This is a genomic window from Paraburkholderia caffeinitolerans (genome assembly GCF_902859945.1).
Classification (GTDB): Bacteria; Pseudomonadota; Gammaproteobacteria; order Burkholderiales; family Burkholderiaceae; genus Paraburkholderia; species Paraburkholderia caffeinitolerans.
In genome coordinates this window covers 98,601-123,365 of record NZ_CADIKL010000002.1, presented here as the reverse complement: position 1 = coordinate 123,365, position 24,765 = coordinate 98,601, and the positions used below count along the sequence as shown (strand labels likewise).

At 63.7% G+C, this 24,765-nt stretch carries 23 protein-coding genes and 2 pseudogenes; 13 read left to right on the top strand and 12 right to left on the bottom strand.

Annotation, left to right across the window (positions count from 1 at the left end; translation table 11 throughout):
- Positions 1-82: 82 nt before the first annotated feature.
- From cysN to HV773_RS02170, 5 genes are all read right to left on the bottom strand, one after another.
- A complete protein-coding gene (gene cysN / locus HV773_RS02190) occupies positions 83-1,975 on the bottom strand; it encodes a sulfate adenylyltransferase subunit CysN (protein WP_129564362.1) in 1,893 nt (630 codons plus the stop codon).
- A complete protein-coding gene (gene cysD, locus HV773_RS02185; protein WP_129564361.1) occupies positions 1,975-2,883 on the bottom strand; it encodes a sulfate adenylyltransferase subunit CysD in 909 nt (302 codons plus the stop codon). Before cysD ends, cysN begins: the two co-directional genes overlap by 1 nt.
- A gap of 176 nt (positions 2,884-3,059) precedes the next feature.
- Entirely contained in the window at positions 3,060-4,316 is a 1,257-nt protein-coding gene (locus tag HV773_RS02180; RefSeq protein ID WP_129564360.1) for an NADH:flavin oxidoreductase, read from the bottom strand.
- A 19-nt stretch (positions 4,317-4,335) separates the two neighbouring features.
- Positions 4,336-5,112 carry an SDR family oxidoreductase gene (locus HV773_RS02175; protein WP_129564359.1) on the bottom strand — a complete coding sequence of 259 codons (777 nt, stop codon included), beginning with the start codon at positions 5,110-5,112 and terminating at the stop codon, positions 4,336-4,338.
- Positions 5,113-5,210: 98 nt separating this feature from the next.
- On the bottom strand, positions 5,211-5,696 hold the full coding sequence (locus HV773_RS02170) for an SRPBCC domain-containing protein (protein WP_129564358.1): 486 nt from the start codon (positions 5,694-5,696) through the stop codon (positions 5,211-5,213).
- A 311-nt stretch (positions 5,697-6,007) separates the two neighbouring features.
- On the opposite strand from HV773_RS02170, the gene HV773_RS02165 reads away from it, so the two are divergent.
- Positions 6,008-7,153 (top strand): acyltransferase family protein, encoded by a 1,146-nt coding sequence (locus HV773_RS02165; protein ID WP_129564357.1) that lies wholly within the window; start codon positions 6,008-6,010, stop codon positions 7,151-7,153.
- A 105-nt stretch (positions 7,154-7,258) separates the two neighbouring features.
- On the opposite strand, the gene HV773_RS02160 is transcribed toward HV773_RS02165, so the two are convergent.
- From HV773_RS02160 to HV773_RS02150, 3 genes are all read right to left on the bottom strand, one after another.
- Complete coding sequence (locus tag HV773_RS02160) at positions 7,259-8,557, bottom strand: MFS transporter (protein WP_129564356.1); 1,299 nt, start codon at positions 8,555-8,557, stop codon at positions 7,259-7,261.
- Between the two features lie 97 nt (positions 8,558-8,654).
- Positions 8,655-9,587: a 3,5-dioxohexanoate:acetyl-CoA acetone transferase gene (gene kce / locus HV773_RS02155; protein WP_129564355.1), complete on the bottom strand. Its 933-nt coding sequence runs from the start codon at positions 9,585-9,587 to the stop codon at positions 8,655-8,657.
- Positions 9,588-9,662: 75 nt separating this feature from the next.
- On the bottom strand, positions 9,663-10,445 hold the full coding sequence (locus HV773_RS02150) for an SDR family oxidoreductase (protein ID WP_129564354.1): 783 nt from the start codon (positions 10,443-10,445) through the stop codon (positions 9,663-9,665).
- Positions 10,446-10,541: 96 nt separating this feature from the next.
- Between HV773_RS02150 and HV773_RS02145 the strand changes: the two genes are divergently transcribed.
- A complete protein-coding gene (locus tag HV773_RS02145; RefSeq protein ID WP_129564353.1) occupies positions 10,542-11,351 on the top strand; it encodes a GntR family transcriptional regulator in 810 nt (269 codons plus the stop codon).
- Positions 11,352-11,486: 135 nt separating this feature from the next.
- Here the strand turns inward: HV773_RS02145 and HV773_RS02140 are convergent, their stop codons facing one another.
- Complete coding sequence (locus tag HV773_RS02140; protein WP_129564515.1) at positions 11,487-12,644, bottom strand: helix-turn-helix transcriptional regulator; 1,158 nt, start codon at positions 12,642-12,644, stop codon at positions 11,487-11,489.
- A gap of 396 nt (positions 12,645-13,040) precedes the next feature.
- On the opposite strand from HV773_RS02140, the gene HV773_RS02135 reads away from it, so the two are divergent.
- The 5 genes from HV773_RS02135 to HV773_RS02115 are packed head-to-tail and all read left to right on the top strand — an operon-like array spanning position 13,041 to position 17,591.
- A complete protein-coding gene (locus tag HV773_RS02135) occupies positions 13,041-14,159 on the top strand; it encodes a DUF1214 domain-containing protein (protein ID WP_129564352.1) in 1,119 nt (372 codons plus the stop codon).
- A gap of 56 nt (positions 14,160-14,215) precedes the next feature.
- Positions 14,216-15,364, top strand: coding sequence for a sulfotransferase family protein (locus HV773_RS02130; protein ID WP_227875537.1), 1,149 nt, complete (start codon positions 14,216-14,218; stop codon positions 15,362-15,364).
- The gene (locus tag HV773_RS02125) at positions 15,354-15,794 is read left to right on the top strand and encodes a nuclear transport factor 2 family protein (RefSeq protein WP_129564350.1); all 441 of its coding nucleotides are present in this window, start codon (positions 15,354-15,356) and stop codon (positions 15,792-15,794) included. Before HV773_RS02130 ends, HV773_RS02125 begins: the two co-directional genes overlap by 11 nt.
- Before the next feature lies 1 nt (position 15,795).
- Positions 15,796-16,587: an SDR family oxidoreductase gene (locus HV773_RS02120; RefSeq protein ID WP_129564349.1), complete on the top strand. Its 792-nt coding sequence runs from the start codon at positions 15,796-15,798 to the stop codon at positions 16,585-16,587.
- The gene (locus tag HV773_RS02115) at positions 16,584-17,591 is read left to right on the top strand and encodes an acetyltransferase (RefSeq protein ID WP_227875477.1); all 1,008 of its coding nucleotides are present in this window, start codon (positions 16,584-16,586) and stop codon (positions 17,589-17,591) included. Before HV773_RS02120 ends, HV773_RS02115 begins: the two co-directional genes overlap by 4 nt.
- A 24-nt stretch (positions 17,592-17,615) precedes the next feature.
- Here HV773_RS02115 and HV773_RS02110 read toward each other — a convergent pair whose 3' ends face one another.
- Positions 17,616-17,864 (bottom strand): hypothetical protein, encoded by a 249-nt coding sequence (locus tag HV773_RS02110; RefSeq protein WP_129564348.1) that lies wholly within the window; start codon positions 17,862-17,864, stop codon positions 17,616-17,618.
- A gap of 115 nt (positions 17,865-17,979) precedes the next feature.
- Here HV773_RS02110 and HV773_RS02105 point away from each other — a divergent pair.
- The 5 genes and pseudogenes from HV773_RS02105 to HV773_RS02085 form a co-directional block, all read left to right on the top strand.
- Positions 17,980-18,138: pseudogene (locus HV773_RS02105) on the top strand (MFS transporter); the annotation flags it as partial.
- Positions 18,139-18,407: 269 nt separating this feature from the next.
- The gene (ugpB, locus tag HV773_RS02100) at positions 18,408-19,691 is read left to right on the top strand and encodes a sn-glycerol-3-phosphate ABC transporter substrate-binding protein UgpB (protein WP_377729565.1); all 1,284 of its coding nucleotides are present in this window, start codon (positions 18,408-18,410) and stop codon (positions 19,689-19,691) included.
- A 16-nt stretch (positions 19,692-19,707) separates the two neighbouring features.
- Complete coding sequence (gene ugpA, locus HV773_RS02095; protein ID WP_129564346.1) at positions 19,708-20,592, top strand: sn-glycerol-3-phosphate ABC transporter permease UgpA; 885 nt, start codon at positions 19,708-19,710, stop codon at positions 20,590-20,592.
- Positions 20,589-21,434: a sn-glycerol-3-phosphate ABC transporter permease UgpE gene (gene ugpE / locus HV773_RS02090; RefSeq protein ID WP_129564345.1), complete on the top strand. Its 846-nt coding sequence runs from the start codon at positions 20,589-20,591 to the stop codon at positions 21,432-21,434. Before ugpA ends, ugpE begins: the two co-directional genes overlap by 4 nt.
- A gap of 73 nt (positions 21,435-21,507) precedes the next feature.
- Positions 21,508-22,611, top strand: coding sequence for a sn-glycerol-3-phosphate import ATP-binding protein UgpC (locus HV773_RS02085; protein ID WP_129564344.1), 1,104 nt, complete (start codon positions 21,508-21,510; stop codon positions 22,609-22,611).
- A gap of 36 nt (positions 22,612-22,647) precedes the next feature.
- On the opposite strand, the pseudogene HV773_RS36755 reads toward HV773_RS02085, so the two are convergent.
- Positions 22,648-22,779: pseudogene (locus HV773_RS36755) on the bottom strand (thioredoxin); the annotation flags it as partial.
- 304 nt (positions 22,780-23,083) lie between these two features.
- Between HV773_RS36755 and HV773_RS02080 the strand changes: the two are divergent.
- Positions 23,084-24,112 (top strand): alpha/beta fold hydrolase, encoded by a 1,029-nt coding sequence (locus HV773_RS02080; RefSeq protein WP_129564343.1) that lies wholly within the window; start codon positions 23,084-23,086, stop codon positions 24,110-24,112.
- A gap of 79 nt (positions 24,113-24,191) precedes the next feature.
- Here the strand turns inward: HV773_RS02080 and HV773_RS02075 are convergent, their stop codons facing one another.
- Positions 24,192-24,764: a thioredoxin family protein gene (locus HV773_RS02075; protein WP_129564342.1), complete on the bottom strand. Its 573-nt coding sequence runs from the start codon at positions 24,762-24,764 to the stop codon at positions 24,192-24,194.
- Between the last annotated feature and the right edge of the window lies 1 nt (position 24,765).

Genomic DNA, 24,765 nt, shown 5'->3' with positions numbered 1-24,765 from the left:
TTTGTTGCCTGAAAACAGCGCGGCCCGCCTCGTCCAAAAGTGCTGGACGAGGCGGGCCGGTGCTTGTGGCTTGCCTGCGGCTTTAACGGTGCAGGAGCCAGTCCACGATCTTGCCTGCCGCCTGCTCGGGCGTGTCAGCAGTCGTGTCGATGCGGATCTCGGGCTGCTCGGGCGGTTCGTACGGCGAGTCGATACCGGTGAAGTTCTTCAACTCGCCGCTACGCGCCTTCTTGTAGAGCCCCTTGGGATCGCGCTCTTCGGCCACGTCGATTGGCGTATCGACGAAGATCTCGACGAAGCCGTCCGGACCCGCGAGCGCGCGCGCCATGTCGCGTTCGGCGCGGAACGGCGAGATGAACGAGACGAGCGCGATGAGCCCCGCGTCCATCATGAGCCGCGCCACCTCCGCCACGCGCCGGATGTTCTCGACGCGGTCCGCCTCCGAGAATCCCAGATCCTTGTTCAGGCCGTGCCGCACGTTGTCGCCGTCGAGCAGATAAGTGTGCTTGCCGAGTGCAAGAAGCTTCTGCTCGACGAGGTTGGCAATCGTCGACTTGCCCGCGCCCGAGAGCCCCGTGAACCAGACCACGCGCGGCGTCTGATGCTTGAGCGTGGCGCGCGCGCTGGCGTCGACCACCGTGGCCTGCCAGTGCACATTCTGCGAACGCCGCAACGCGAAGTGCAGCATGCCCGCGCCCACGGTGTTGTTGGTGAGCCGGTCGATCACGATGAAGCCGCCCGTTTCGCGGTTTTCCGCATAGGGATCGAACGCCACGGCGCGGTCGAGATTCAGGTTGCACACGCCGATTTCGTTCATCTCCAGCGTGCGCGCGGCCAGGTGCTCGAGCGTATTCACGTTCACGCGGTATTTCGGCTGCTGGCAGGTCACGCCCACGGTGCGCGTGCCGAGCTTCAGCAGATAGGGGCGGCCGGGCAGCATCGGCTCTTCGTTCATCCAGACCAGCGTGGCTTCGAACTGGTCGGCGACGGCGGGCGGCGCGTCGGCGCGCGCGATGACGTCGCCACGGCTGATGTCGATTTCATCTTCGAGCGTGAGCGTGATGGCCTGGCCGCAGCGCGCGCTGGCCGCTTCGCCCGCTGCGGTGATGATCGACGCCACGCGGCTCTCGCGGCCCGACGGCAGCACGCGCACGCGCTCGCCCCGGCGGATCTCGCCCGCCGAAATGCTGCCCGCGTAGCCGCGGAAATTCAGGTTCGGACGATTCACCCACTGCACCGGCAGCCGGAACGGCTGGTTCAGGCGCGCGTCGTCTTCCACTGGAACGCTTTCCAGATACGCCATCAGCGAGGGGCCGCCGTACCACGGCGTATTGGCGCTGGACTCGGTGACGTTGTCGCCCGCGAGCGCCGAAAGCGGAATGCTCGCGATGTCGTGCAGCCCGATCTGCGCCGCGAACGCGCGATATTCGTTCGTGATCCTCTCGAATGTCTCCTGCGAGTATCCGACCATGTCGAGCTTGTTCACGGCCAGCACGATGCGGCGAATGCCGATCAGCGAGACCAGATAGCTGTGGCGGCGCGTTTGCGTGAGCACGCCTTTGCGCGCGTCCACGAGAATCACGGCCACGTCCGCCGTGGAAGCACCCGTGATCATGTTGCGCGTGTACTGCTCGTGGCCGGGCGTGTCGGCCACGATGAACTTGCGCTTGTCCGTTGCGAAGAAGCGGTAGGCGACGTCGATGGTGATGCCTTGCTCGCGCTCGGCCGCGAGGCCGTCCACGAGCAGCGCGAAGTCGAGATTGCCGCCCTGGGTGCCGACCTTCTTCGAATCCGCTTCGAGCTGGCTCAGCTGGTCTTCGAACAGCATTTTCGATTCGTAGAGCAGGCGGCCGATCAGCGTGCTCTTGCCGTCGTCCACGCTGCCGCAGGTGATGAAGCGAAGCAGGCTCTTTTCCTGCTGCGCGCTCAGGTATCGCTCGATGTCGTCGGCGATCGTGGTGGTGACTGTGGACATTAGAAGTACCCCTCCTGTTTCTTCTTTTCCATCGATCCTGCCGAGTCGCTGTCGATCAGCCGGCCCTGGCGCTCGGACGTTTTCGCCAGCAACATCTCTTCGATGATGCCGGGCATGGTGTCGGCCTCGCTTTCGATCGCGCCCGTGAGCGGGTAGCAGCCGAGCGTGCGAAAGCGCACGTTCTTCATTTGCGGGACTTCGCCTTCGCGCAGCGGCAAGCGCTCGTCGTCGACCATGATGAGCGTGCCGTCGCGTTCTACCACCGGGCGCTTTTTCGCGTAGTAGAGCGGCACGATGGGAATGTTCTCCAGATAGATGTATTGCCAGATGTCGAGCTCGGTCCAGTTGGAGATGGGAAAGACGCGAATGCTTTCGCCTTTGCGCTTGCGGGCGTTATAGAGGTGCCAGAGCTCGGGGCGCTGCATCTTCGGGTCCCAGCGGTGCTGCTCGGAGCGCAGCGAGAAGACGCGCTCTTTCGCGCGCGATTTTTCCTCGTCGCGGCGCGCGCCGCCGAACGCGGCGTCGAAGCCGTAGTGGTCGAGCGCCTGCTTGAGGCCCTGGGTCTTCCACACGTCGGTGTGGACCGCCGAGCCGTGCGTGAACGGGTTGATGTTCTTCTCGACGCCTTCGGGGTTCACGTGAACCAGCAGGTCGAGGCCGAGGCGCTGCGCGGTCTCGTCGCGAAACTCGATCATCTCGCGGAACTTCCACGTGGTGTCCACGTGCAGCAGGGCGAAGGGCGGCTTGGCGGGGTAAAAGGCCTTCATGGCGAGATGCAGCATGACGGAGCTGTCCTTGCCGATCGAGTACAGCATGACCGGCTTCTCGCACTCCGCCACGACCTCGCGCATGATGTGGATGCTCTCGGCTTCGAGGCGCTCCAGATGGGTCAACGTCGGGCTCAACATCGATAGTCTCCTGTTTTTCATGCATCGCTCGCGGTTCGGGTAAATCGAAACACGCGGCTGCATGGAGGAGAACTTACCGGTTCAGGGGCTGCGAATTCTTCGTCCGACCGGACTAAGATCCGCGGGCCGCGATCGGACGTGCCGCGTCGGCCGGACAGGATCGGACGGGCCAGCAATTAGCTGGATTGGCTGGCGGCGAGTTGCTGCGTGAGCGCGGGGTCGTTGGCGGGACCGAGCGTGCAACTCACGCCGGCAGGGTCGTAGATTCTCGCGACGCATCCGTTGCAGCTATTGCACGCGGAGCGCGTGACGGTGCCGTCGCGAAAGTGCGTGACTAACGCGGGATCATGGATCAACGCGCGGGCGAGCGCCACGCAGTCGAACCCTTCGGCCATCAACTGCCCGACGCCATCGATCGACAGCACGCCACCGACATAGGCGAGCGGCATGTTCACGGCGGCGCGTATCGTTCTGGAATCCTCAAGGAAATAATGTTCGCGGAAGCGCAGATTGCGCGGCGTGCGCATTTCCAGCATCTTCACCCCGAAGCGTGCGAATGCGTGCGGCGCGGCAGCCTTCATCGCCGTAGTGGGCATGGGGCTGCCGAACAGCACCCAGGGGCTTTCCACATTGCGTCCGCCGCTTAGCGTGAGGAGATCGGCGCCGGCGGCCTCCAGCAGGCGCGCTGTCACCGCCGAATCCTGTGCGGTGTTGCCGCCCGGCGCGCCGTCGCTCACGCTCAGCTTGCACGTCACCGCGAGTTGCGCGCCCACGGCGTCCTTGACCTGATTGAGCACGTGCACCGGAAAGCGGCTGCGCTGCTCAACGCTGCCGCCAAAGCCATCGTGGCGGCGATTGCTGAGCGGCGAGAGAAATTGATTGAGCAGATAGCCGTGGCCCATGTGGATTTCCACGGCGTCGAAGCCGCTCTCGCGCGCGAGTTGCGCCGCTTGAGCGAACTCGGCGGCCACGCGCACCATGTCGACCTCGCTCATCGCGCGCTGGAAATACACGCCGTAGAGCAGGCCGAACGCGTTCAGGCCGGTCGACGCCGAACCCGGCGCACGGCTGCCGCCGTGGCGCATCATTGTGAACGAGCCGGCATGCGTGAGTTGCAGGCACGCGGCAGCGCCCTCGCGATGCACCGCGTCGGTCAGCGCGCGCAAATGCGGCACGATGCCTGCGTGCATATGCATTTGATGCGAGAACGTCAGGCCGTCGGGGGCCACTGCCGCATAGGCCACCGTCGTCATGCCGATGCCACCGGCAGCGAGGTCGCGATGGTGCTTGAGCAGCGCCTGGGTCGGCAGCCCGGTGGGCGTCATGCCTTCGTTAGCGCCCGACTTGATGAAGCGGTTGCGCAGCGTGAGCGGGCCGAGGCGCACTGGAGAAAATGGCGAGGGCGGCGGGTCGCCCGCGTGTTCTTTGTGCATGTCGCACTCCGTGGTGAAATCAGAAAGCGTCTGGGCGCACCTTCGCATCGTGGCCGCCGTCGATGAAGAGCACGCTGCCGTGCATGAAGCCGACCTGCTCGCCGCAGACATAGTGGATCAGCGAAGCGATTTCGCCGGGCTCTGCGCGGCGCCCGACCGGCGGCACGAACTGGCGGATGGCCTCGCCGTAGCGGGCATCGCGCAGGCCGGCTTCCAGCAGCGGTGTTTGCACCGCGCCCGGGGCGACAACGTTCAGGCGCACACCGGCGCTGCCCCATGAGTCGGCGCGGCGGCGCGCCGCCACGGCGAGAGCGTGCTTGGAGCTGGCGTAGGCAAGGTAGCCGGCCTGGTCGGCGGGGCTCGCTTCGACGAGCGCGTGCACGCGAGCCTCGTCGCCATCGAGAAAGGCTTCGTGCAACGGATGACCGCTCCACGGCTGCAGCACCGCGGAGTTCGACGACACCACCACGGCCGCCGGCTGGCTGCCGCGCTTGAGCGCTTCGAACAGGCCATCGAGCAGCGCGAGCGAGCCGAAGTAGTTGACGCTTGCGACTAGCGTAGCCGGCTCGGCCTGCGGCCCGAGGCCCGCGCAGCAGACCAGCGTGTCGATGGCGCCGCCGCTGCGCGCGAGCACGGCGTCGAGGGCGGCTGCACGGCCCGCGGCGTTCGAGAGGTCGGCGCATACGTCGGCGCGCGCGATATCGACGCCGATCACATTCATGCCGGCATCGGCGAATTGACGATGAACGGCGGCGCCGATGCCCGAGGCGCTGCCGGTGATGACTGCGGTTTTCATGCGTGGTCTCTTCGGTTGGAGTGGCTGGATGAGGGGAAGCGCCGCGCCGGTTCCGCTAACCGTGCGCGCGGCGCGTTTGCCGCTTGCTTGCGTGGAAATCAGGCCGTCTGGGCCGCTCGGGCCTCCCTGTACAGCGTTTCGGCGCGCTGCTTGAGCGCGTGCGCGATTGCGGAGAATCCTTGGCGCACCCATTCGCCGTGCTGTGCCATCACGGTGGGCGCGGTCGGCCCGAGGAAGAGATCAGTGGAGTGATAGCGGCAACGCGCTTCGCCCAGCGGCTCGATGATCTGGTCGCGGCGCGCCGCGTCGGGGTTGTCAGCAGTCGCCGTCATTTCCCACGAGAGCAGTGTCGGGCGGTCGAACGCGGCCAGATGCTCGACCACATGGAGCAACTCGCCGTTACGCGTGGGGTCGGGCAGATACAGGTTGACCGGCTCGCCCAAGCGCAGCGTCGATTCGACTTTCACGGTGTAAGGATTCCACTCGGGATAGCGGGGGAGATCGATCAGGATGTCCCAGACGAACGATGCGGGCGCATCGATTTCGACTTTGTCCGAGGTGACGAGGTAGGGCGAGTCGGGCATGCAAGGCTCCTTGGCGTGGGAAAAAGGGCGTGTGTAGACGCGCGCAGGCAGCGCCGCTTTACGCGTCGTTACACGCGTCGTTATCGTGTCATTGGCGGTGCTCCGGCATCCTCGTCCGGACGGACTAAAAGCGGGCAAACCCCAGGCCGGTCCCGCGATAGGGCGCGGTTGTGGCGATGCATTGCGGCTAATGCCATCCGCCCCTTGCATCGCGCGACTCATGTGGGGGTTTTTACGATGATTTATTTATGTTTTTTTTAACGAACAGCGAAGGTAGGCTCCATGCCATTCACTAGCAAAAGGGGCACATCATGTCCGGAGCGCCTGCGTCCCGCGCACCGTCGGCCAAATCGCTGAAAATCGACGCGATCCGGTTCATGGCGGCGCTCTGGGTGATGCTCTATCACTTTGGTCCGCCGCCGTTCAAGGCATTCTTTCCGGCCTCGCTGGCGGGCGTCGGCGGCGCGCTGTGGTCCGGCTCCGTGCTGTTGTTCGCGGGACCGGCTGCCGTGATCGTTTTTTTTGTCATCTCCGGTTATTGCATTCACAACGCGTATCACCGCGACGCCACGCTGCGGCCCATTAATTATTTTGCGTCGCGCTATGTGCGCATTGGATTGCCGCTCGCCGTCGTTGCGCTGCTCTGCCAGCCGCTCGGCAACGCAGCCAATCTGCTGGAATCGGTGCTCTGGTCCCTTTACTGCGAGATCGTCTATTACACGATTTATCCGGTGCTGCGCAGCCGCTTTCGCTACGTGGGCGAAATGATCGTCGGCGTGGCGCTGGCCGCCGCCGTGATGGTCTGGTACCGGCACACGCATACGCAGCTCGTGTGCGCGCATTGCGTCTACGAAAACTATGGCGTAGCGGGCACCGCGTTCCTGTATCTGCCGGGCTGGCTGCTCGGCTGTCTGGTGGCCGAGATGCACCGCACCGCCATCGACGGTCGTTCGAGCTTTCGCGCATCGGCGCTCACGGCGGTCATCGCGCGCTGCATCGGGGCCGTGTCGGGCTGGCTCGCGAAGCATCTGGCTGCTGCGCGCGTGGTGATCGTGGCGGCGGGGTCGTTTACGTTCTTGCTCGCGTCCACCTCGCATATCAAGCCGGCCTTTCTACCGTTCATCGGGCCGGATATCACGCTGCCGGTGTTTCAGTTCGTCGTGGCCGGCTGGATCGCGGCGGAAACAGCCACCCAGGGAAGCAGTGCATTCTGGCGATACGCGGGCGCGCTCGGAGCGTGGTCGTACAGCCTGTATTTGTGCCACAAGCTTGCGCTCGCCATTCTTGGCGTGACGGGCTATCCGCAGGGGGAGACGCTCGCATGGCTTACGACCGTCGCGGTTGCGATTGCCACGAGCTATGCGTTCTATTGCGCCGTCGAACGGCCGTCGCATAAGCTCGCGCATCGCCTGCGCAAGTTCGTTGCGAAGGCGCCTGCGCAATCGGTGGCCGATTGAGTGGAGGGGTGTTTCGAGGGGTGTTTCGAGAGGCGCCGGGCAGACTATTCAATGCGCGCTCCGCCGTGCATCGCCGGGTCATGCCCGGGAGCACGGCGGCCAAGCTTACTCGTGCCCTTGTCGCATGAACGGAGCACCGACCGCCGCCGCGAGCAGCAACACCGCGATGACGACGAGCCCGTAGTGCGTGCTGCCAGTGGTCTGCTCGATCATGCCCATGACCGATGGCCCGATAAAGCCGCCCACGAGTCCACACGTATTGATGATGGCGAGCCCGCCTGCGAGCGCCGCGCCTTTGAGCCGCGATGCGGGAAACACGAACACGATGGACTGCACCACGAAGAACATCAACGCGGTGAGCGAGAAGCCGACGAGGGCCAGCACCGGTCCGGCCGACGCGGCGATCAGCAGCCCGGCCGCCATGACGACGAGGCCGATCAGGAGCAGCCGCCGTCCGCGTTGCGCCGTGTTGGCGTATTTGGGCAACCACGCCGCGCCCACTGCTGCGGCGATCCACGGCAGAGAATTGAGCAGGCCGATCTGCACTGGCGTGAGCTTGCCATACGTTCCGATGATGCCGGGCAGAAAGAAGATCACCGTATAGATGGCGATCTGGTGGCAGAAGTAGATAAAAATGGCGAGCCACACCTGGCGATCGCGCAGCGCGGCGAGGAATGCGTGCCCGCCGTTGGCCGAGTGGCTCCCGGCTTCGGTTCCGAGGCGCTGGCGCACTTCGTGCACTTGCGCCTGGGTGAGCCACGGCGCGGACTCCGGCCCGTCGGGCAGCTTTTTCCAGACCACGAACGCGAGCAGGACTGCGGGCACGCCTTCGATCATGAACATCCACTGCCAGCCCTTGAAGCCCAGCATGCCGTTCATTTCCAGCAGCGCGCCGCCCAGCGGCCCGCTCACGATATTGGCAATGCACACGCCCAGCAGAAAATAGCCGATGGCGCGGGCGCGGTCCTCCTGACCGAACCAGTAGGTCAGATACAGCATGACGCCGGGAAAGAGGCCTGCTTCGGCCGCGCCCAGCAGCACGCGCATGACGTAAAACGAGGTCGGCCCCTGCACGAAAGCCATCGCGGCCGAGAGCGCGCCCCACGTCACCATGATGCGCGCGATCCAGAAGCGCGCGCCGACACGATGCATGATGAGATTGCTGGGCACTTCGAGCAGGGCATAGGACAGGAAGAACAGGCCGGCACCCAGCCCATACGCACCCGCCGAGATACCCAGATCGACGGCGATGTGCGCCTTGGCAAGCGCGATATTGGTTCGGTCTACAAAGCTAATGACATAGGCAAGCACAAGCAACGGCATCAGCTTGCGAAACAGCAATGCGGTCAGTGTGCGATCAGCCGGGCGCGATAGCGAGGCGCCGGAAGCTTGGGCGGTAGGCATGAGTGGATGTCTCCAGGCCAGGCCGGCGGTTCGCGCCGGCCTGGCGACCCTGGTGGTCAGTTAAAAGGGGCAATGAGGGCCACGCGGCGCAGCGGGTTCAGAACGCCGTGTCCGCCGCGCCCTTCAATTCCAGGATGTCGCGCGCTTCTGCAGGCGTTGCCACGTCGATGTTGAGCGCATCGAGCACGGCGCGAATGCGCAAGACCTGTTCCGCGCTCGACGCGGCCAGTTGGCCCGGCCCGATCCACAGCGAATCCTCGAGACCCACTCGCACGTTCGCGCCCATCGCCGCGCCAATGGTGGCGAGCGGAATCTGGTTGCGTCCGGTGCCGAGGACCGACCAGCGGAAGCGCTCGCCGAACAGGCGTTGCGCGGTTCGGTGCATATGCATCAGATCCTCGGGGTCCGGGCCGATGCCGCCGAGAATACCGAACACCGTTTGCACGAACACGGGGCCTGTCACGAGACCGCGGTCGACGAAGTGCTTCAGATTGTACAGATGGCTGATGTCGTAGCACTCGAACTCGAAGCGGGTGCCGTTCGCCGAGCCGATGCGCAGGATATTCTCGATGTCCTGATAGGTGTTCTTGAAGATCAGGTTGCGGCTGTTTTCCAGATGCTCGCGTTCCCAGTCGTGCTCGAAAGTCTTGAAACGCTCCAGCATCGGGAACAGGCCGAAGTTCATCGAGCCCATATTGAGCGAAGCCAGTTCGGGCTTGAAGGTGGTGGCCGGGAGCATGCGCTCCTCGACGCTCATATGCGGGCTGCCACCCGTGGTGATGTTGATCACGGCATCGGTGGCGGCGCTGATCTTCGCGAGGAATGGGCGAAACAGTTCCGGGTCCTGAGAGGGGCGCCCGTCGCGCGGGTCGCGCGCATGCAGGTGCAGAACCGCCGCGCCGGCACGGGCGGCGTCGATGGCGGCCGTCGCGATCTCGTCGGCGGTGACGGGCAGATGCGGCGACATGCTCGGCGTATGAATCGCGCCGGTGGGCGCGCAGGTGATGATGGCTTTGGCTCGCTTGGCCATGGAATCTCCTTGTTTTTCCTGATTTCCTGAGTGGGGCAGGGCGCTTGAGCGCCCGGTTCGATAGCGGGCGAAGGCTTAGCTGAGCGCTTGCGTGAGGCCGTCGACGACGAGTTCCTGGCCATGTACGTTTGCGGCTTGATCGCTGCAGGCAAAGCGCACCATGCAGGCGATGTCGCGCATCGTCACCATGCGGCCCAACGCGGCCTGCGAGGTGTAGCTGCGGGTCACCTCATCGAGCGGCTTGCCAAGCGAAGCCGCCTTGGCCGCGATCACGGCGCGGATGCGCGGGCCGTCGACGGCGCCCGGCAGCACCGTATTCACACGGATGCCTTGCGGTCCGAGTTCGAGCGCCAGCGACTTCGTGAAGCCCACCACGGCCCACTTCGACGCTGAGTAGACAGAGCGCCCGGGCATGCCCAGATGGCCCGCTGCCGACGAAAGATTCACGATTGCCGGCGCATGCCCCTTGCGCAAGCGCGGCACCGCGGCCCGCGTGCAGAGGAACTGGCCGGTGATATTGACGGCGAGCGTGCGCTCCCAGTCGGCGAGCGTCAGCGTTTCGACGCCGCCGGTCGGCCCGGCCACGCCCGCGTTGTTGACGAGCACGTCGAGACCGCCCAGCGCTGCATCCACGCGCTCAAAGAGCGCCGCGACGTCGCTTTCGTTCGAGACGTCGGCCTTGATGGCGAGCACGTCGGGCAACTCGGCCGCAATGCGCTCCAGGCTTTGCCCCGCGACATCGCAGACGGCCACGCGAGCGCCCGCTTCCACGAAGGCTCGCGTGATCTCGAGCCCGATGCCGTCCGCGCCGGCCGTAATGAGCACGCGTTTGCCGAGCAGCGATTCATCCTTCCACATGTCGTTTTCTCCGTGAGTGGATTGCAGTTAGAGCGAATCCTATAACTGTGATCACAGATCTCATATCGGGGATACCCTATGTGCTATGATGGGTCCATGGCTCTGAACGAACTCGTGACCCCGCTGACGCGCCAGACGCTCAGCCGCGATGTCTACGCGCAATTGCGCGAACTCCTGATCTCCGGGCAGATGATGCCGGGCGAGCAGATCTCCCTGCGCAATATCGCGGCGGCGCTTGGCGTGAGCGTGATGCCGGTGCGCGAGGCGGTGCACCGGCTGGTGGCCGAGCAGGCGCTCGAGCTCACGCCCAACCGGGCGTTACGCGTGCCCACCATGAGCATCAGCCAGTTCGGCGAGATCACCCGGATCCGCGTGAACGTGGAGGGACTGGCCACGGCACAGGCGACCGAGCGCATCGAGAAAGACCAACTGGTGCGCTTGCAGGCTTTGCACGAGCGCTTTGCGGCTGAAATGGAAAAAGCGAAGCCCGACGGCGCCAAGGTCATTGCGATGAACCAGGCGTTTCACTTTGCCATCTACGAAGCGGCGCAGATGCCCATGCTGCTGCAGATGATCGAGACGCTGTGGCTGCGCATCGGACCGATTCTCAATCACGACCTGCGCTCGGGCTCGAAGCGTGTGGGCGAACGCGTTGCCGTCAAGCATCACGACGAGCTGCTCGACGCCCTGCGCAGGGGCGACAGCGACGCAGCCTGTATGGCGTTGCGCGGCGATATTGAAAGCGCTGCGGCTTATATCGTGTCGGCGGGGGTGCTGCTTAGCGCAGACGCCGGCAGCGCGGTTTCCATGGATTCGGTGGGGGCAAAGGCGGCAAAGCCTTCGAAGCCCGCGAGCGCTGCAAAGGCGGCGAGAGCGCGGCAGAGGGCCGAGTCTTCCGGCGCTTGAGTCCTCCTCTAGGGCGGCCCCCAGAATCTCCGGGCAACACCGGCTATGCCGTCAAGCTTTCCTTTCCTGATCGGCTTTTTTGAATGATGGCTAACGCAACGCGAAGAATTCATTCTTCGCGTTGTCGCTAATCACTCACACCATCGACACAACGCTGTTGAGCAGCGTTTTCACGAGCACGGCCTGGCGCGTCGCGCCGGTCTTTCCGAAGATGCCGCGCAAATGCGCACGCGCGGTATTCTTGGCGATTCCCAGCGTTTCAGCCGCTTCGTCCAGCGTCAGCCCATCCACGAGCAATAGCGCCAGTTCGGTTTCAGTCGGCGTGAGCCGATAAAGCGAGCGCAGCATCGCGCGCGAATGCTGCGGCGAAGAAGCCGGGTCGCGGATGAAAACGGCCACGGCCGGCCGGCGCGCGCGTTCATCGGTGCGGTAGTTCAGCGGAATCGGCCGCAGCAGCACGCTGAGCGGGATTTCGCCGGAGGCTCGCGACAGCGTGGTGGCCTCGATGCACGTGGTCGCGGCCATCAGGTGGTGTTGGATCGCCGCTTGGGTTGCCTTCTGCAGGCGGCGGTCCTCCACCGGGCAGCGCGCGCGCAGCGTGTCGTTCACGAGCGTGATGCTGTCTGCGGCGGCGAACAGGCGGTTGGCCGCGCCATTGCTCTTCATGCACTTGCCATGCTCGTCCAGAATCACGGTGCCCACCAGCATGCGGTCCATCGTGCCGGCGTACAGCGTGCGCTCGGATTCGAGCACGTCGAGTGTCGAATGCAGGTCGACCGCGCGTTGCAGATGCGGCAGCAGCACGGCCACCAGCGCTTTGTCGGCCGCATCGTAGTCGCGTGCGTCGTGGCGACGGCTCACGAAAAAGGCGCAATCCACGGCGTCGTGCGTGCGGATGTTGGCCACGAGGATATAGCGCAGGTCGAGCGGCTTCAGGTATTGCAGATAGAACTCGTGTTCGCACCATGCCTGCGCGCCGAACAGTTCGTCAGCCGTTACTGCCTGGCCCGGCGGCACGGTGGTGAATGGGCAGATTGAGTAGTAATGCTCACTATAGGAAGGTTCGCCAGGCAGCAGCGGGCCATGAACCGACGCATTGACGATCAGGCCGGGATGCCCCGATGCCGGATTGCGCAGCACGAGCGTCACGAAGCTCGCATCGAGCCGCTGGCGCATGTATTCGAGCAGGCCCGCCCAAGGGGTCGCTTCCACCGGCCCACGGTAGACGAGCGCCAGCAATGCGCTCACGTCGCGCGGCGCGAGACCGGCCGCCTCGAAGCTGGCGGGCGCAATGCCTTCGCAGTCGGCTGCTATTTCCGTCGACACGTTGTTTGCCTCCGTGGCGTTGCGCGCGGGTTTAGACCTTTGGCTCGAGTAGCCGTCCGTGACGATGATAGGCGCGCGTGCGCGGCCCGCATCGTCCTTTTGAGGTAGGCGGGGCGGGCAGGCAAACCCTGGTCTTGACGCACGGGCAATGCGGTAGACAACCCATCGAATGCAACTAACTGCCTGTCGCAATCCGCACCCCGAAGGCCGGTTCCCGGCCCATCGCTCCAGCCTTGCAAGCAGCACTTCCTGGAGCAACGCAGGCACGTTTGATACACAGCGCGCCCTTAGTCCACATGGACGAAGAACGCAGCGCTTCGGTGTCGGTATCGTCTCCCCACGGCACAACGGAGGAGACAAAGCATGACGACGCCAACCGGCGAAGCACAGTTGCTATCGGGCGAGACATGGGCCGCCTTTTGCGAAACGCTGCGGCGCAGCGGCGAACAGATCCTGCGGCCCGAGGCGCCGCAAGATGCGTTCACGCGCGCCGAAGGGTTCCGCTATCTGAGCCGGCTTTTGCGCATCGCGCTCGAAATGCACGTGGAGTTCGCGGACGCGGATTTTCCGGGCTTTTTCTCGCCCTCGCACGAGACGGCCAAGATCGGCGCCGATAATCCCGACAATCTCTATCAGTACGCGCGCCTGAATGGTGCGCACGAATACCGCGTGAGCGGTCATCGCGGCACGGTTGCGTATCTGAGCCTCGGCACGCAGAAGGGCGGCTACGAAACCGATGGCAAGATGCTGCAGACGGGCTTTATCGACGCGGACCATATGCAGGTCGAAGCCGATGGCAGCTTCGAAATCATCCTGAGCACCAAGCGGCCTGAAGGCCGAGGCGGCAATTGGCTGCCGATGGATCCGGCCACCAACGCGCTGGTCGTGCGCCAGACCTTCCTCGACCGCAAGGCCGAGAAGCCTGCGCAACTGAAGATCGAGCGCATAGGTTCATCGAGCCAGCCCGCGCCGCTCGACCCGGTGCGTTTGCATAACGGTCTCCAACGCGCTGCGGCGTTCGTCGAGCAGACCTCGCGCATCTTCGCCGACTGGGCGCAGGGCTATCAGGCGCACGCGAACGCACTGCCGCCCGCCGATCAGGCCGTGTGCCAGGCCGCCGGCGGCGACCCGAACATCTTCTACTACCACACGTACTGGTCGCTTGCAGACGACGAGGCGCTCGTGATCGACGTAGAGCGCGTGCCCGAGTGCGACTTCTGGAACGTCCAGGTGAATAACTACTGGATGGAGTCGCTCGACTATCGCTATCACCGCATCTGCCTGAACAAGCATTCGGCGCGACTGCGTGAGGACGGCGGCGTCACGCTGGTGCTGAGCGCGCGCGACCCGGGCGTGCCGAACTGGCTGGAAACCGCAGGCCATCGCGAGGGCACCTTGTGCCTGCGCTGGGTGGGCGCGCAAACGCCCGTGCATCCGGTTACGCGCGTGGTCAAGCTCGAAACGCTCAAGGAGACCGTATGAACGCCGCCGCCCCCATCGCGCCGCGCCGGGACGCGCAGCACCTCGTCCGTCACCTCATGGAAGCCGCCATCGAGCGCTCAGGAGGGCTGACTAACTTTGGCGAGGGAAGCTATCGCGAGGCACTTGAGGTGTTGTTCGACGCGCTCGCCGATCAGGCGAACCTCTCGCCGCAAGGCGAAGCGATGATGCACGAAAAAGTGCTCGCGCAGCTCGTCAACCGGCTCGTGATCGAGGATTATTGCCAGCGCCATCCCGAGATTCTCGCGCAGCCCATCGACGATCCCGTCGTGGTCGTGGGCCTGCCGCGCACCGGCACGACGCTGCTACAGCGCGTGCTCGCCACCGATGCGCGCTTTCATTCGGCGGCGTGGTGGGAAACACGCTACCCCGCGCCGCTGCCTGGCGAAGGGGCTGGCGAAAGCGCACGACGCATCGCGCTCGCAAGCGCGGAAGTGGAGCAGATGATCCGCTATATTCCGCAGATTCTCGCGATCCATCCACTGGACGCCATGCAGCCTGATGAAGAGTTCATGCTGATGGAGCATTCGTTCCTGTGCGCGATGGACTCGTATGCGAATGTGCCGCGCTATACCGCGTGGCTCGCGCAGCAGGACCATACCGAGGTGTACGCGTATCTGAAGAAAATGCTGCAGTTCCTGCAATGGCAGAAAGCGCAGCGCGGCGAACCGGGCGCGCTGCGCTGGGTGCTCAAGACGCCGCAGCATCTGCACGCGCTCGAAGTGTTGTTCAAGGTGTTCCCGCGTGCGAAGGTGGTGTTGACGCATCGTGACCCGACAGCAACCATCCCGTCGATGGCGAGCATGGCGCATACGCTCTGGAAGCTCTACGCCGACGAGCCCGACGCGCGCGAAGTCGGGCGGCAATGGAGCGCGCAGATGCAGCGCGCCGTGCATCACGCGATGGACGTTCGTGCGAGCCTGCCGGCGGAGCGCTTTCTCGATGTGCGCTTCGAGGACACCGTGGCCGATCCGCTCGGCGTCGTCGAGCGGGTGTATGCGTTCGCGGGTATGACGTTCCCCGATCACGTGCGCGCCGGCATGCAGGCGTGGCTCGCGCGGAACGGGCGCGAGAAGCGTGCGCCGCACGACTACACGCTCGAACAGTTCGGCCTGAGCGTCGAGCAGTTGCAGCGCGATTTCGCGCGCTATCGCGAGCGTCATATCGGGGCTACCCATGGCGCGTGATCTCCAGTATCTGCTCGATCGCGCGGATATCAGCGACCTGCTGATCGATTACGGCACGGCGATCGACGGGCGCGATTTCGCCGCGCTCGATCGCCTCTTCACCGAAGACGCCGTAATCGATTATCGCGCTACAGGCGGACCGCTCTGCACACTGCGCGAAGCCCAGCAGTTTCTCGCGAAGGCGCTGCCGCAGTTTCCACGCAGCCAGCACATGATGGGCAATATCCGCATCGAAATCGAAGGCGAGACGGCGCGCGCCCGCACGATGTGCCACAACCCAATGGTGTGGCGCGCGCCCGATGGCAGCGAACGCGTGATGTTCTTCGGCATCTGGTATGCGGACGCGCTCGTGCGCACGCCCGAAGGCTGGCGCATCCGCCATCGCGAACAGGAATTCGGTTACTCGTACAACTATGAGGGGGGACTTTGAGATGCTTCTGAACAACAAGGTGGTGATCGTGTCCGGCATCGGGCCGGGGCTCGGCGTGAAGCTCGCAGTCGAAGCAGCGCGCGAAGGCGCGCGCGCGGTGGTGCTCGCCGCGCGCACGGCATCGAAACTCGAGGACGCGGAAGCGCGCATTCGCGAGCTCAATGTGGACTGTGAAGTCTTCAAATGCGTGACGGACATTACGGATCGCGCGCAATGCAGCAAGCTCGCGGAGGCCACGGTGGCGCGCTTCGGCCGCATCGATGCACTCGTGAATAGCGCCTTCGTGCACGGCAACTTTCCGGAGCCCGTGGAGGGCGCGGATCTCGACGGCTGGCGCGCGGTGTTCGACACCAACCTGGTGGGCACGATGACGATCACGCAGGAGGTGGTAGCGCGCATGAAGGCACAGCGCAGCGGCGCGATCGTGATGATCAACACCCAGGCCGTGCGCAAGCCGTTCGTGGGCGAGGCGGGCTACGCGGTGTCGAAGGGCGCGCTTGCCGTGGCGGTGAAATACCTCGCGAAGGAATTGGGCCCGCACGGCATCCGCGCGAACACGATCCACATGGGCTGGATGTGGGGCGCGCCAGTGCAGGGCTACGTGCGCCATGCGGCGGCCGAACACGGCGTGCCCGAGGAGCAGATCGTTGCGCCGATTGCGGCGAACATCGCGCTCGGCGCGATTCCGAATGACGACGACTGTGCGAAGGCCGCGCTCTTCCTCGTTTCCGATTACGCGAAGGCCATCACGGGCGCAGCGCTCGACGCGAACGGCGGAGACTTCATGCCATGAGCCATGCCGCACCCATGACGGAGCGAACGGTCACGGCGCCGCCCATCTACGCCTTCAACGGCGATGCGGACGGGCTCTGCGCGTTGCAGCAACTGCGGCTGGCCGAGGGCGCAGAGGCGGTGCTGGTTACTGGCGTGAAGCGCGACATCCATTTGCTCAAGCGCGTATCGGCCAGTAACGGCGCGCAGGTCACCGTGCTCGATGTCTCGCACGACCAGAACCGCGACGACGTCCAGCGGCTGCTCGACGAAGGCGCATCGCTGCGCTATTTCGACCACCATTTCGCGGGCGAGCTGCCTGTGCATCCGCGCTTCACGGCGCACATCAACACGGCGCCGGACGTGTGCACGAGCGCGCTCGTCAACGCTTACCTCGGCGGGCGGCACGTGCGCTGGGCGATCGTGGGCGCGTATGGCGACGCGCTGACCACGCTTGGCGAAGCGCTCGCCCGCGCGCATGGCATCGATGGCGAGACACTCGGGCAACTTGCGCAGCTAGGCCTGCTGTTGAACTACAACGCCTATGGCGAGACCGTCGACGATCTGCATTTCGCACCCGAGGCACTGGCCGAGGCGTTGCTGCCATTCGCCGATCCGCTCGCGTTCACGGCGGCCGATGGCGCTGATGGAGTGTTCGTGGCGCTAAACGATGGCTATCGCGACGACATGACGAAGGCGCGCGCGCTGCGTGCCGAGCGCGACGTGCCGGGTGCGCAATTGATCCGGCTGCCGGGCGAGGCATGGGCGCGCCGCGCAACGGGCACGCTCGCCAACGAGCGATTGCAGCGCGAGCCGGATCGTGCGCTTGCCGTGCTTTCGCCGAAATCGGGCGGCGGCTTCGTGGTGAGCCTGCGGGTGCCGGCCGGCTGCGCGACCGGCGCCGACGACTTCTGTCGCCAGTTCGAAACGGGGGGTGGGAGAAAGCGCGCGGCGGGCATCAACCACTTGCCCGAAGCTGAGTTCGACCGTTTCGCTGCGCGCTTCGAGGCGGCGTTCAGAGTGTGAACGAAGCTGTCGTGGCGAGCGGCCTCAATCCTTGCCCCAGCGCCAGCGGGGCGGCTCGCCCTTGAGCCAGCACACGGCCACGAGGGCGACGCTGAACAGCGCGATCAGCGAAAAGAAGACCGCGAGATGCTGGTCCGGCGGGGCAAAGCGTATGGTTGCGCCGATCAGCGCGAAGTACACGAGCAGGACCACCCAGCCTTGCCAGCGGGTCGGCAAGCCCCATCCCCAGCCATAGCGTTTGGCACGGAACCAGTAGTCCGGTGTGGGCGACATGATGTGATCTCCTGTTGCGCGCGCCGCCCTAGGCCTCACTTCGGCTGGCTGCGCGGTTGATGTCCCTGTGCCTATTGTCTGCGATTTCGCCGCGCGTGGACGAAGCGACGATCTACCGGGGCTGATGTCAATGCCCGTGTTCTAGGCCGTGTTCGGCGTGCTGATCGCCGCCTACACCGGGCCGATTCTCGCTGCCTTCGCCGAACGCTTTCCCACCGGGGTGCTCTCGACCGGTCTTTCGGTTGCCTACCATTTCGCGGTCGCGATTCTCGGCGACACGGGCCGTTCAGCGCGCCTGCAATGAAGCTTCGTGCTAGGCTTTGCGCTCACACAGCCGAATGCGTGGGATCGGGGAGACGCCTGTCGTTGAAGTGCCAACGAAGCACTCAGAATTCCGGAGTTTCGTTGAGCGCCAGGGGAATGACGTTGTGCGTCGCGCCATTTTTCAATAAAGCCTCAACGGACAAAAGGACTCTCATGAAAACCACCCAGCAGCGCAATGGCCGATTCGGCGTTGGTTTGCGAGCGGCTTCTGCGGCGCTGATGCTCGCCGGGCTGATGCAAAGCGCTCACGCGGCAACCGAAATCCAGTTTTGGCATGCGATGGAAGGCAAGCTTGGCGATCGTGTGAACGAGATCGCACAGCAGTTCAACGCGTCGCAAAGCCAGTACAAGATCGTGCCGGTCTTCAAAGGCACTTACGACCAGACGATGGCCGCGGGCATTGCCGCGTATCGCAGCGGCGACGCGCCCGCGATCCTGCAGGTGTACGAAGTCGGCACCGCCACAATGATGAGCGCGAAGAAGGCGATCATTCCGGTGTACGACGTGATGACGAAGGCCGGCGTGGCGTTCGACGAGAAGGCGTTCGTGCCGACCATCGCGAGCTACTACAGCGACGCGAAGACGGGCCATCTGGTGTCGATGCCGTTCAACAGCTCGACGCCGGTGCTCTACTACAACAAGGACGCATTCAAAAAGGCCGGCCTGAACCCGGACGTGCCGCCGAAGACTTGGCCCGAGGTCGCCGACGATGCCGCGAAACTCAAGGCAGCGGGCATGACCTGCGGCTTTACGACCGGCTGGCAGGGCTGGATCCAGATCGAGAACTACAGCGCATGGCATGCAGCGCCGATCGCGACGCGCAATAACGGCTTCGACGGGACCGACGCGCAGCTCGAAATCAACAAGCCGCTGCAGGTCGCGCACATCGCTTTCCTGCAGAACATGGCGAAGCAGGGCACCTTCACCTACGTGGGCCGCAAGGACGAAGCCACCGCCAAATTCTATAGCGGCGACTGCGGCATCATGATGGGCTCGTCGGGTTCGCTCGCGAACGTTCGGCAGTACGCGAAGTTCAAGTACGGCACCGGCATGATGCCGTACGACCCGAGCGTGAAGGGTGCGCCGCAGAACGCGGTCATCGGCGGTGCGAGCCTGTGGGTGCTGAGCGGCAAAAGTGCCGATACGTACAAGGGCGTTGCGCAGTTTCTGTCCTACCTCACTTCGGCGCCTGTTGCCGCGAAGTGGCATCAGGACACGGGCTATCTGCCGGTTACGAAGGCGGCCTACGACCTGACACGTGAACAGGGCTACTACGACAAGAATCCCGGCGCAGATACGGCGACGAAGCAGATGTTGAACAAGCCGCCTCTGCCTTACACGCGCGGGCTGCGTCTTGGCTACATGCCGCAGATCCGCACGGCCATCGACGAGGAGCTGGAGCAGGTCTGGGCCGGCAAGAAGACACCGCAACAAGCGCTCGACAGTGCGAACTCGCGCGGCGACGAGTTGCTGCGCCGCTTCGAGAAGACGGCAAACCAGTAAGCGGATACCTCGATACATGGAACGCCGGACGAATTTTGGCGCGGGTTGGTTGCCCTGGCTGCTGATTGCGCCCCAGCTTGCGATTACGATCGTGTTTTTTCTGTGGCCCGCGGGCGTTGCGCTCTGGCAGTCCACCTCGTCCCAGGACGCGTTCGGCATTTCCACCGTATTCGTTGGGTTCGCCAACTTCAAAGGTTTGTTTGAAGACCCGCTGTACCTCGCTTCGTTTCGCACGACGCTGGTTTTCAGTGCGCTCGTCACCGCGATCGGGCTCGTCGTGTCGCTGTTTCTCGCGGCGATGGCCGATCGCATCACGCGCGGCAAGCTCATCTACCGGACTTTGCTGATCTGGCCTTATGCGGTCGCGCCCGCAATTGCCGCGGTTTTGTGGGGATTCCTGTTCAATCCGAGCATTGGCATCGTCACGTTCGCGCTGGCGAAGGTCGGCATTACGTGGAATCACGCGCTCAACGGCGGCCAGGCGATGGCGCTCGTCGTGATGGCGTCGGTCTGGAAGCAGGTCAGCTATAACTTCCTGTTCTTCTACGCGGGTCTGCAGGCCATTCCCCGCTCGCTGATCGAGGCGGCTGCGATAGACGGTGCGGGACCTGTGCGGCGCTTCTTCGGGATTGCGCTGCCGTTGTTGTCGCCCATCAGCTTCTTTCTGCTGGTCGTCAATCTGGTGTACGCGTTCTTCGACACGCTTCCGGTGATCGACGCCGCGACCGGCGGCGGGCCGGGGCAGGCCACCAAGACGCTCGTCTACAAGATTTTCACCGAGGGCTTTCAGGGGCTCGACATCGGCAGCTCGGGCGCACAGTCGGTGATCATGATGCTGGTCGTCATTGGGCTGACGGTGGTGCAATTCCGCTTCGTCGAACGCAAGGTGAAATATTCATGATTGAGAACCGGCGCGGATTCGATCTGTTCTGCCACGCGATGCTGATCGCCGGCGTCGCGATCATTGCGTTTCCGGTGTACGTGGCTTTTTGCGCGGCAACGATGAGCAAGGCGGAAGTCTTCACCGTGCCGCTGCGTCTGGTGCCGAGCACGCACCTGATCGAGAACGTCGTCTCGGTGTGGACGCACGGCAGCGGTAATGCCGCCGCGCCGTTCGGCCGGATGCTCGCCAACAGCCTCGTGATGGCCCTCGTGATATCGGTTGGCAAGATCACCGTGTCGATCATATCGGCGTACGCGATCGTGTTTTTCCGCTTTCCGCTGCGCATGATGTCGTTCTGGCTGATCTTCTCGACGCTCATGCTGCCGGTCGAAGTGCGGATCTTTCCGACCGTTCAGGTCGTGTCAACGCTGAACATGGTCAACGGCTACGCGGGCCTGACGCTGCCGCTGACCGCATCGGCCACCGCGACCTTCCTGTTTCGCCAGTTCTTTCTCACGTTGCCCGACGAACTGGTCGAGGCGGCGCGCATTGACGGCGCAGGTCCGATGCGTTTCTTCTGGGACGTGCTGCTGCCGCTTTCGAAGACCAATATCGCGGCGCTTTTCGTCATCACATTCATCTACGGATGGAACCAGTATTTGTGGCCAATCCTGATTACGAGCTCGCAGTCGATGACGACGGCGGTCGTCGGCATCAAGAGCATGATCGCGAGCGGGGACGCCGCGACCGAATGGCATCGCGTGATGGCAGCGACGCTGCTCGCGATGCTGCCTCCGCTTGTCGTCGTGCTGACGATGCAGCGTTGGTTCGTGCGCGGGCTGGTCGATTCAGAAAAATGAGTACAAGAGGGATGGTCATGAGCGGATCCGCAGCAGGCGTTCCAATGGTTCGATCGACGCGGGAGGGCGACGCATGGCGGCCCTGACACTCGACGGCGTGCGCAAGAGCTATGACGGCAAGCATACGGTGCTCCACTCGGTCAGCCTCGATGTCGCCGACGGAGAGTTCGTGGTGCTCGTTGGCCCTTCGGGTTGCGGAAAATCTACCTTGTTGCGGATGGTCGCCGGGCTTGAGAGCGTGACGGGCGGTACGATCTCGATCGGGGAACGCGTCGTCAACACGCTGGAGCCCAAGGACCGCGACATCGCAATGGTGTTCCAGAATTACGCGCTTTATCCGCACATGAGTGTCGCGCAGAACATGGCGTACGGACTCAAGATCCGCGGCATCGAACGCGGGCTGATCGAGCAGCGCGTTGCGAGCGCTGCGAAGATCCTCGAGTTGGACAAGCTGCTCGACCGGCGGCCTCGCGACCTTTCCGGCGGCCAGCGCCAGCGGGTCGCGATGGGGCGGGCGATCGTGCGCGAACCGTCGGTGTTCCTGTTCGACGAGCCACTCTCGAATCTCGACGCAAAGCTGCGCGTACAGATGCGTTTCGAGATTCAGCGGCTGCATCAGCGGCTAAAGACTACCAGCCTGTACGTGACCCACGATCAGGTTGAGGCGATGACGCTCGGGCAGCGGATCGTGGTGATGAATGGCGGGCACATCGAGCAGATCGGCGTGCCGAGCGAAGTGTACGAGGCGCCAGCGAGTGAATTCGTCGCGGGCTTCATCGGCTCGCCCGCAATGAATCTGCTGAAAGGGCGTCTTTCGGACGATCTACGTTGCTTCGAAGTTGCGGGCAACGGACCGCGCCTGCCGGTTGGCGCGGATGCTGACGCGTCGAAGCTGGACGCCTCCGTTCTCGCGAAGCTTGTGCCCGGAGGCGAATACACGCTGGGCATGCGCGCCGAGCACATGACGCCTGCGGCCGGCCGGCCGTCGCTCGCCGTGGACGTCGAAACGTGCGAGTTGCTGGGCGCCGACAATCTCGCGCACGGCCGATTCGGCAATCAGGAAATCGTGTGGCGTCTGCCGGCGGCGCATCGGCCGCAGCCGGGCGAACGGGTCGACGTTGCATGGTTGCAGCAGCATTTGCATTTCTTCGATTCGAAGACCGGATTGCGCGTGTGATGAGCGATTCGGATACGCCGTCTTCCATGGCGGGAATCACCTTGCCGTTTTTATCGATGAGATAGAGCGCGCGCCAATACGGGTTCCCATACGCATTCCACGTCGCATACCGGTTGTCCTGCACACGGGATATTGAATGCCGAACCGCGCAATCGCTTTTTTCAGATTGCCTGTGTAGCGAAGTACTGCCGCGTGACTCAGGGCGACGTCTCATGAAAAGAAGTGAATGATGCGGATGACGCATCGCTATCTGGTTAATGTGTCGGAATCCTAATCTGTGGAAGGCCTCGTGTGGATTTCGCCGTTGATGCATTAGACCCGGCCCATGTATCCGGCATGTTTTTATAGCGGTAGTTATTAATTCGTTGTGTGTATAGCGATATGGCAGATACATTGGCATACAAAGTCTTCACACTATTCGGCTATAAATCCGTTGTAACTCACTGTCACAACCGAAAAGGAGAAGTCAGTCATGTCAGATCCCGTCAACGTCCGCCGCCGCCGCCTTCTTGGCACCGCGCTGGCAAGCGTCAGCCTCGCGGAACTGGGCTTGAGCAGCATTGCGCGCGCGCAGTCGTCGAGCGCGCGCACAGGTAGCGGCGTGTCGTTCGGACCGATCCAGCAGATCGATGCCGGCGTGCTCAACGTGGGCTATGCGCAGGCGGGGCCGGAGAATGGCCCTGTGGTTCTATTGCTGCACGGCTGGCCGTACGATATCCATAGCTACGTCGAGGTCGCGCCGCTGCTCGCGGGGGCGGGTTATCGCGTGATCGTGCCGTATCTGCGCGGCTACGGATCGACGCGCTTTCTCTCGGCGGATACGCCGCGCAACGGGCAGCAGGCAGCGACCGCCGTCGACATCGTCGCGTTGATGGATGCTTTGAAGATCGATCAGGCGGTGCTTGGCGGCTATGACTGGGGTGCGCGCACGGCCAACATCATCGCTGCGCTGTGGCCCGAACGGGTCAAGGGGTTGGTTTCGGTGAGCGGCTACCTGATCGGCAGCCAGGCGGCGAATAAGAAGCCGCTGCCACCGGAAGCGGAATTTCAGTGGTGGTATCAGTACTACTTCGCGACCGAGCGCGGCGCGCAGGGTTACGCGGAAAACCGCGAAGCATTCAACAAGCTGATATGGAAACTGGCGTCGCCTAAATGGAATTTCGACGATGCGACCTACGCACGCTCGGCCGCGGCGTTCGAGAATCCGGATCACGTGGCCGTCGTCGTTCACAATTATCGGTGGCGTCTCGGTCTCGCGCAGGGCGAATCGAAATACGACAGCATCGAGCAGAAGTTGGCCACGGCGCCGACTATTTCTGTGCCCACGATCACCCTGGAAGGCGATGCAAACGGTGCGCCGCATCCGCAGCCAAGCGCCTATGCGAAGAAGTTCTCGGGCAAGTATGTGCACCGCAATATTGCCGGCGGTATTGGCCATGACTTGCCGCAGGAAGCACCCAAAGCATTTGCCGAAGCTATCTTGCAGGTGACGCATTTGTGATGCAGGGTCGCTGCGATTATTCGTAGCGATATAAAAGGACAAGCACCGTTGCCGGTGCTTGTCCTTTCAGCATGACGAATCACCCGCGCTTGCCACCCACTCCCAGCAAATTCCGAATCGTTTGTTCGGTCTCGTCGTAGCGTCCCTCTCCAACGCGCTTGTAAGCCACCTTGCCGTTTTTATCGATGAGATAAAGCGCGGGCCAATACTGGTTCCCGTAAGCATTCCACGTCGCATACTGATTGTCCTGCACGACGGGGTATTGAATGCCGAACCGGACAATGGCTTTCTTCAGATTGCCGGTGTCGCGCTCGAACGGATATTCGGGCGTATGTACGCCGATTACCACCAGTCCCTTGTCGTGATAGCGCGCGTACCAGTCCTTCACATAGGGCAGCGTATGCGCGCAGTTGATGCAATCGAAGGTCCAGAATTCGACGAGCACGACCTTGCCGCGCAATTGCTTGAGGTCGAGCGGCGTGCTGTTGAGCCAGGCGCCGGTGCCGGTGAAGTCGGGCGCGATCGCGCCGGTCTGCACGGGCGCCGATTCGGTTTCGGAATTCGGATCGGATGTAAACGCCGCCCAGGCGCCGGTGGCGGTTAGCCCAGCGATCGCGGCGAGGGCGGCCGCAGTCTTGAGTCGATCGAACATG

Excerpts from the sequence above, each read along its gene's own strand:
- cysN (WP_129564362.1), bottom strand. The coding sequence starts at position 1,975 with ATGTCCACAGTCACCACCACGATCGCCGACGACATCGAGCGATACCTG.
- cysD (WP_129564361.1), bottom strand. The coding sequence starts at position 2,883 with ATGTTGAGCCCGACGTTGACCCATCTGGAGCGCCTCGAAGCCGAGAGC.
- HV773_RS02180 (WP_129564360.1), bottom strand. The coding sequence starts at position 4,316 with ATGCACAAAGAACACGCGGGCGACCCGCCGCCCTCGCCATTTTCTCCA.
- HV773_RS02175 (WP_129564359.1), bottom strand. The coding sequence starts at position 5,112 with ATGAAAACCGCAGTCATCACCGGCAGCGCCTCGGGCATCGGCGCCGCC.
- HV773_RS02170 (WP_129564358.1), bottom strand. The coding sequence starts at position 5,696 with ATGCCCGACTCGCCCTACCTCGTCACCTCGGACAAAGTCGAAATCGAT.
- HV773_RS02165 (WP_129564357.1), top strand. The coding sequence starts at position 6,008 with ATGTCCGGAGCGCCTGCGTCCCGCGCACCGTCGGCCAAATCGCTGAAA.
- HV773_RS02160 (WP_129564356.1), bottom strand. The coding sequence starts at position 8,557 with ATGCCTACCGCCCAAGCTTCCGGCGCCTCGCTATCGCGCCCGGCTGAT.
- kce (WP_129564355.1), bottom strand. The coding sequence starts at position 9,587 with ATGGCCAAGCGAGCCAAAGCCATCATCACCTGCGCGCCCACCGGCGCG.
- HV773_RS02150 (WP_129564354.1), bottom strand. The coding sequence starts at position 10,445 with ATGTGGAAGGATGAATCGCTGCTCGGCAAACGCGTGCTCATTACGGCC.
- HV773_RS02145 (WP_129564353.1), top strand. The coding sequence starts at position 10,542 with ATGGCTCTGAACGAACTCGTGACCCCGCTGACGCGCCAGACGCTCAGC.
- HV773_RS02135 (WP_129564352.1), top strand. The coding sequence starts at position 13,041 with ATGACGACGCCAACCGGCGAAGCACAGTTGCTATCGGGCGAGACATGG.
- HV773_RS02130 (WP_227875537.1), top strand. The coding sequence starts at position 14,216 with ATGGAAGCCGCCATCGAGCGCTCAGGAGGGCTGACTAACTTTGGCGAG.
- HV773_RS02125 (WP_129564350.1), top strand. The coding sequence starts at position 15,354 with ATGGCGCGTGATCTCCAGTATCTGCTCGATCGCGCGGATATCAGCGAC.
- HV773_RS02120 (WP_129564349.1), top strand. The coding sequence starts at position 15,796 with ATGCTTCTGAACAACAAGGTGGTGATCGTGTCCGGCATCGGGCCGGGG.
- HV773_RS02115 (WP_227875477.1), top strand. The coding sequence starts at position 16,584 with ATGAGCCATGCCGCACCCATGACGGAGCGAACGGTCACGGCGCCGCCC.
- HV773_RS02110 (WP_129564348.1), bottom strand. The coding sequence starts at position 17,864 with ATGTCGCCCACACCGGACTACTGGTTCCGTGCCAAACGCTATGGCTGG.
- ugpB (WP_377729565.1), top strand. The coding sequence starts at position 18,408 with ATGCTCGCCGGGCTGATGCAAAGCGCTCACGCGGCAACCGAAATCCAG.
- ugpA (WP_129564346.1), top strand. The coding sequence starts at position 19,708 with ATGGAACGCCGGACGAATTTTGGCGCGGGTTGGTTGCCCTGGCTGCTG.
- ugpE (WP_129564345.1), top strand. The coding sequence starts at position 20,589 with ATGATTGAGAACCGGCGCGGATTCGATCTGTTCTGCCACGCGATGCTG.
- HV773_RS02085 (WP_129564344.1), top strand. The coding sequence starts at position 21,508 with ATGGCGGCCCTGACACTCGACGGCGTGCGCAAGAGCTATGACGGCAAG.
- HV773_RS02080 (WP_129564343.1), top strand. The coding sequence starts at position 23,084 with ATGTCAGATCCCGTCAACGTCCGCCGCCGCCGCCTTCTTGGCACCGCG.
- HV773_RS02075 (WP_129564342.1), bottom strand. The coding sequence starts at position 24,764 with ATGTTCGATCGACTCAAGACTGCGGCCGCCCTCGCCGCGATCGCTGGG.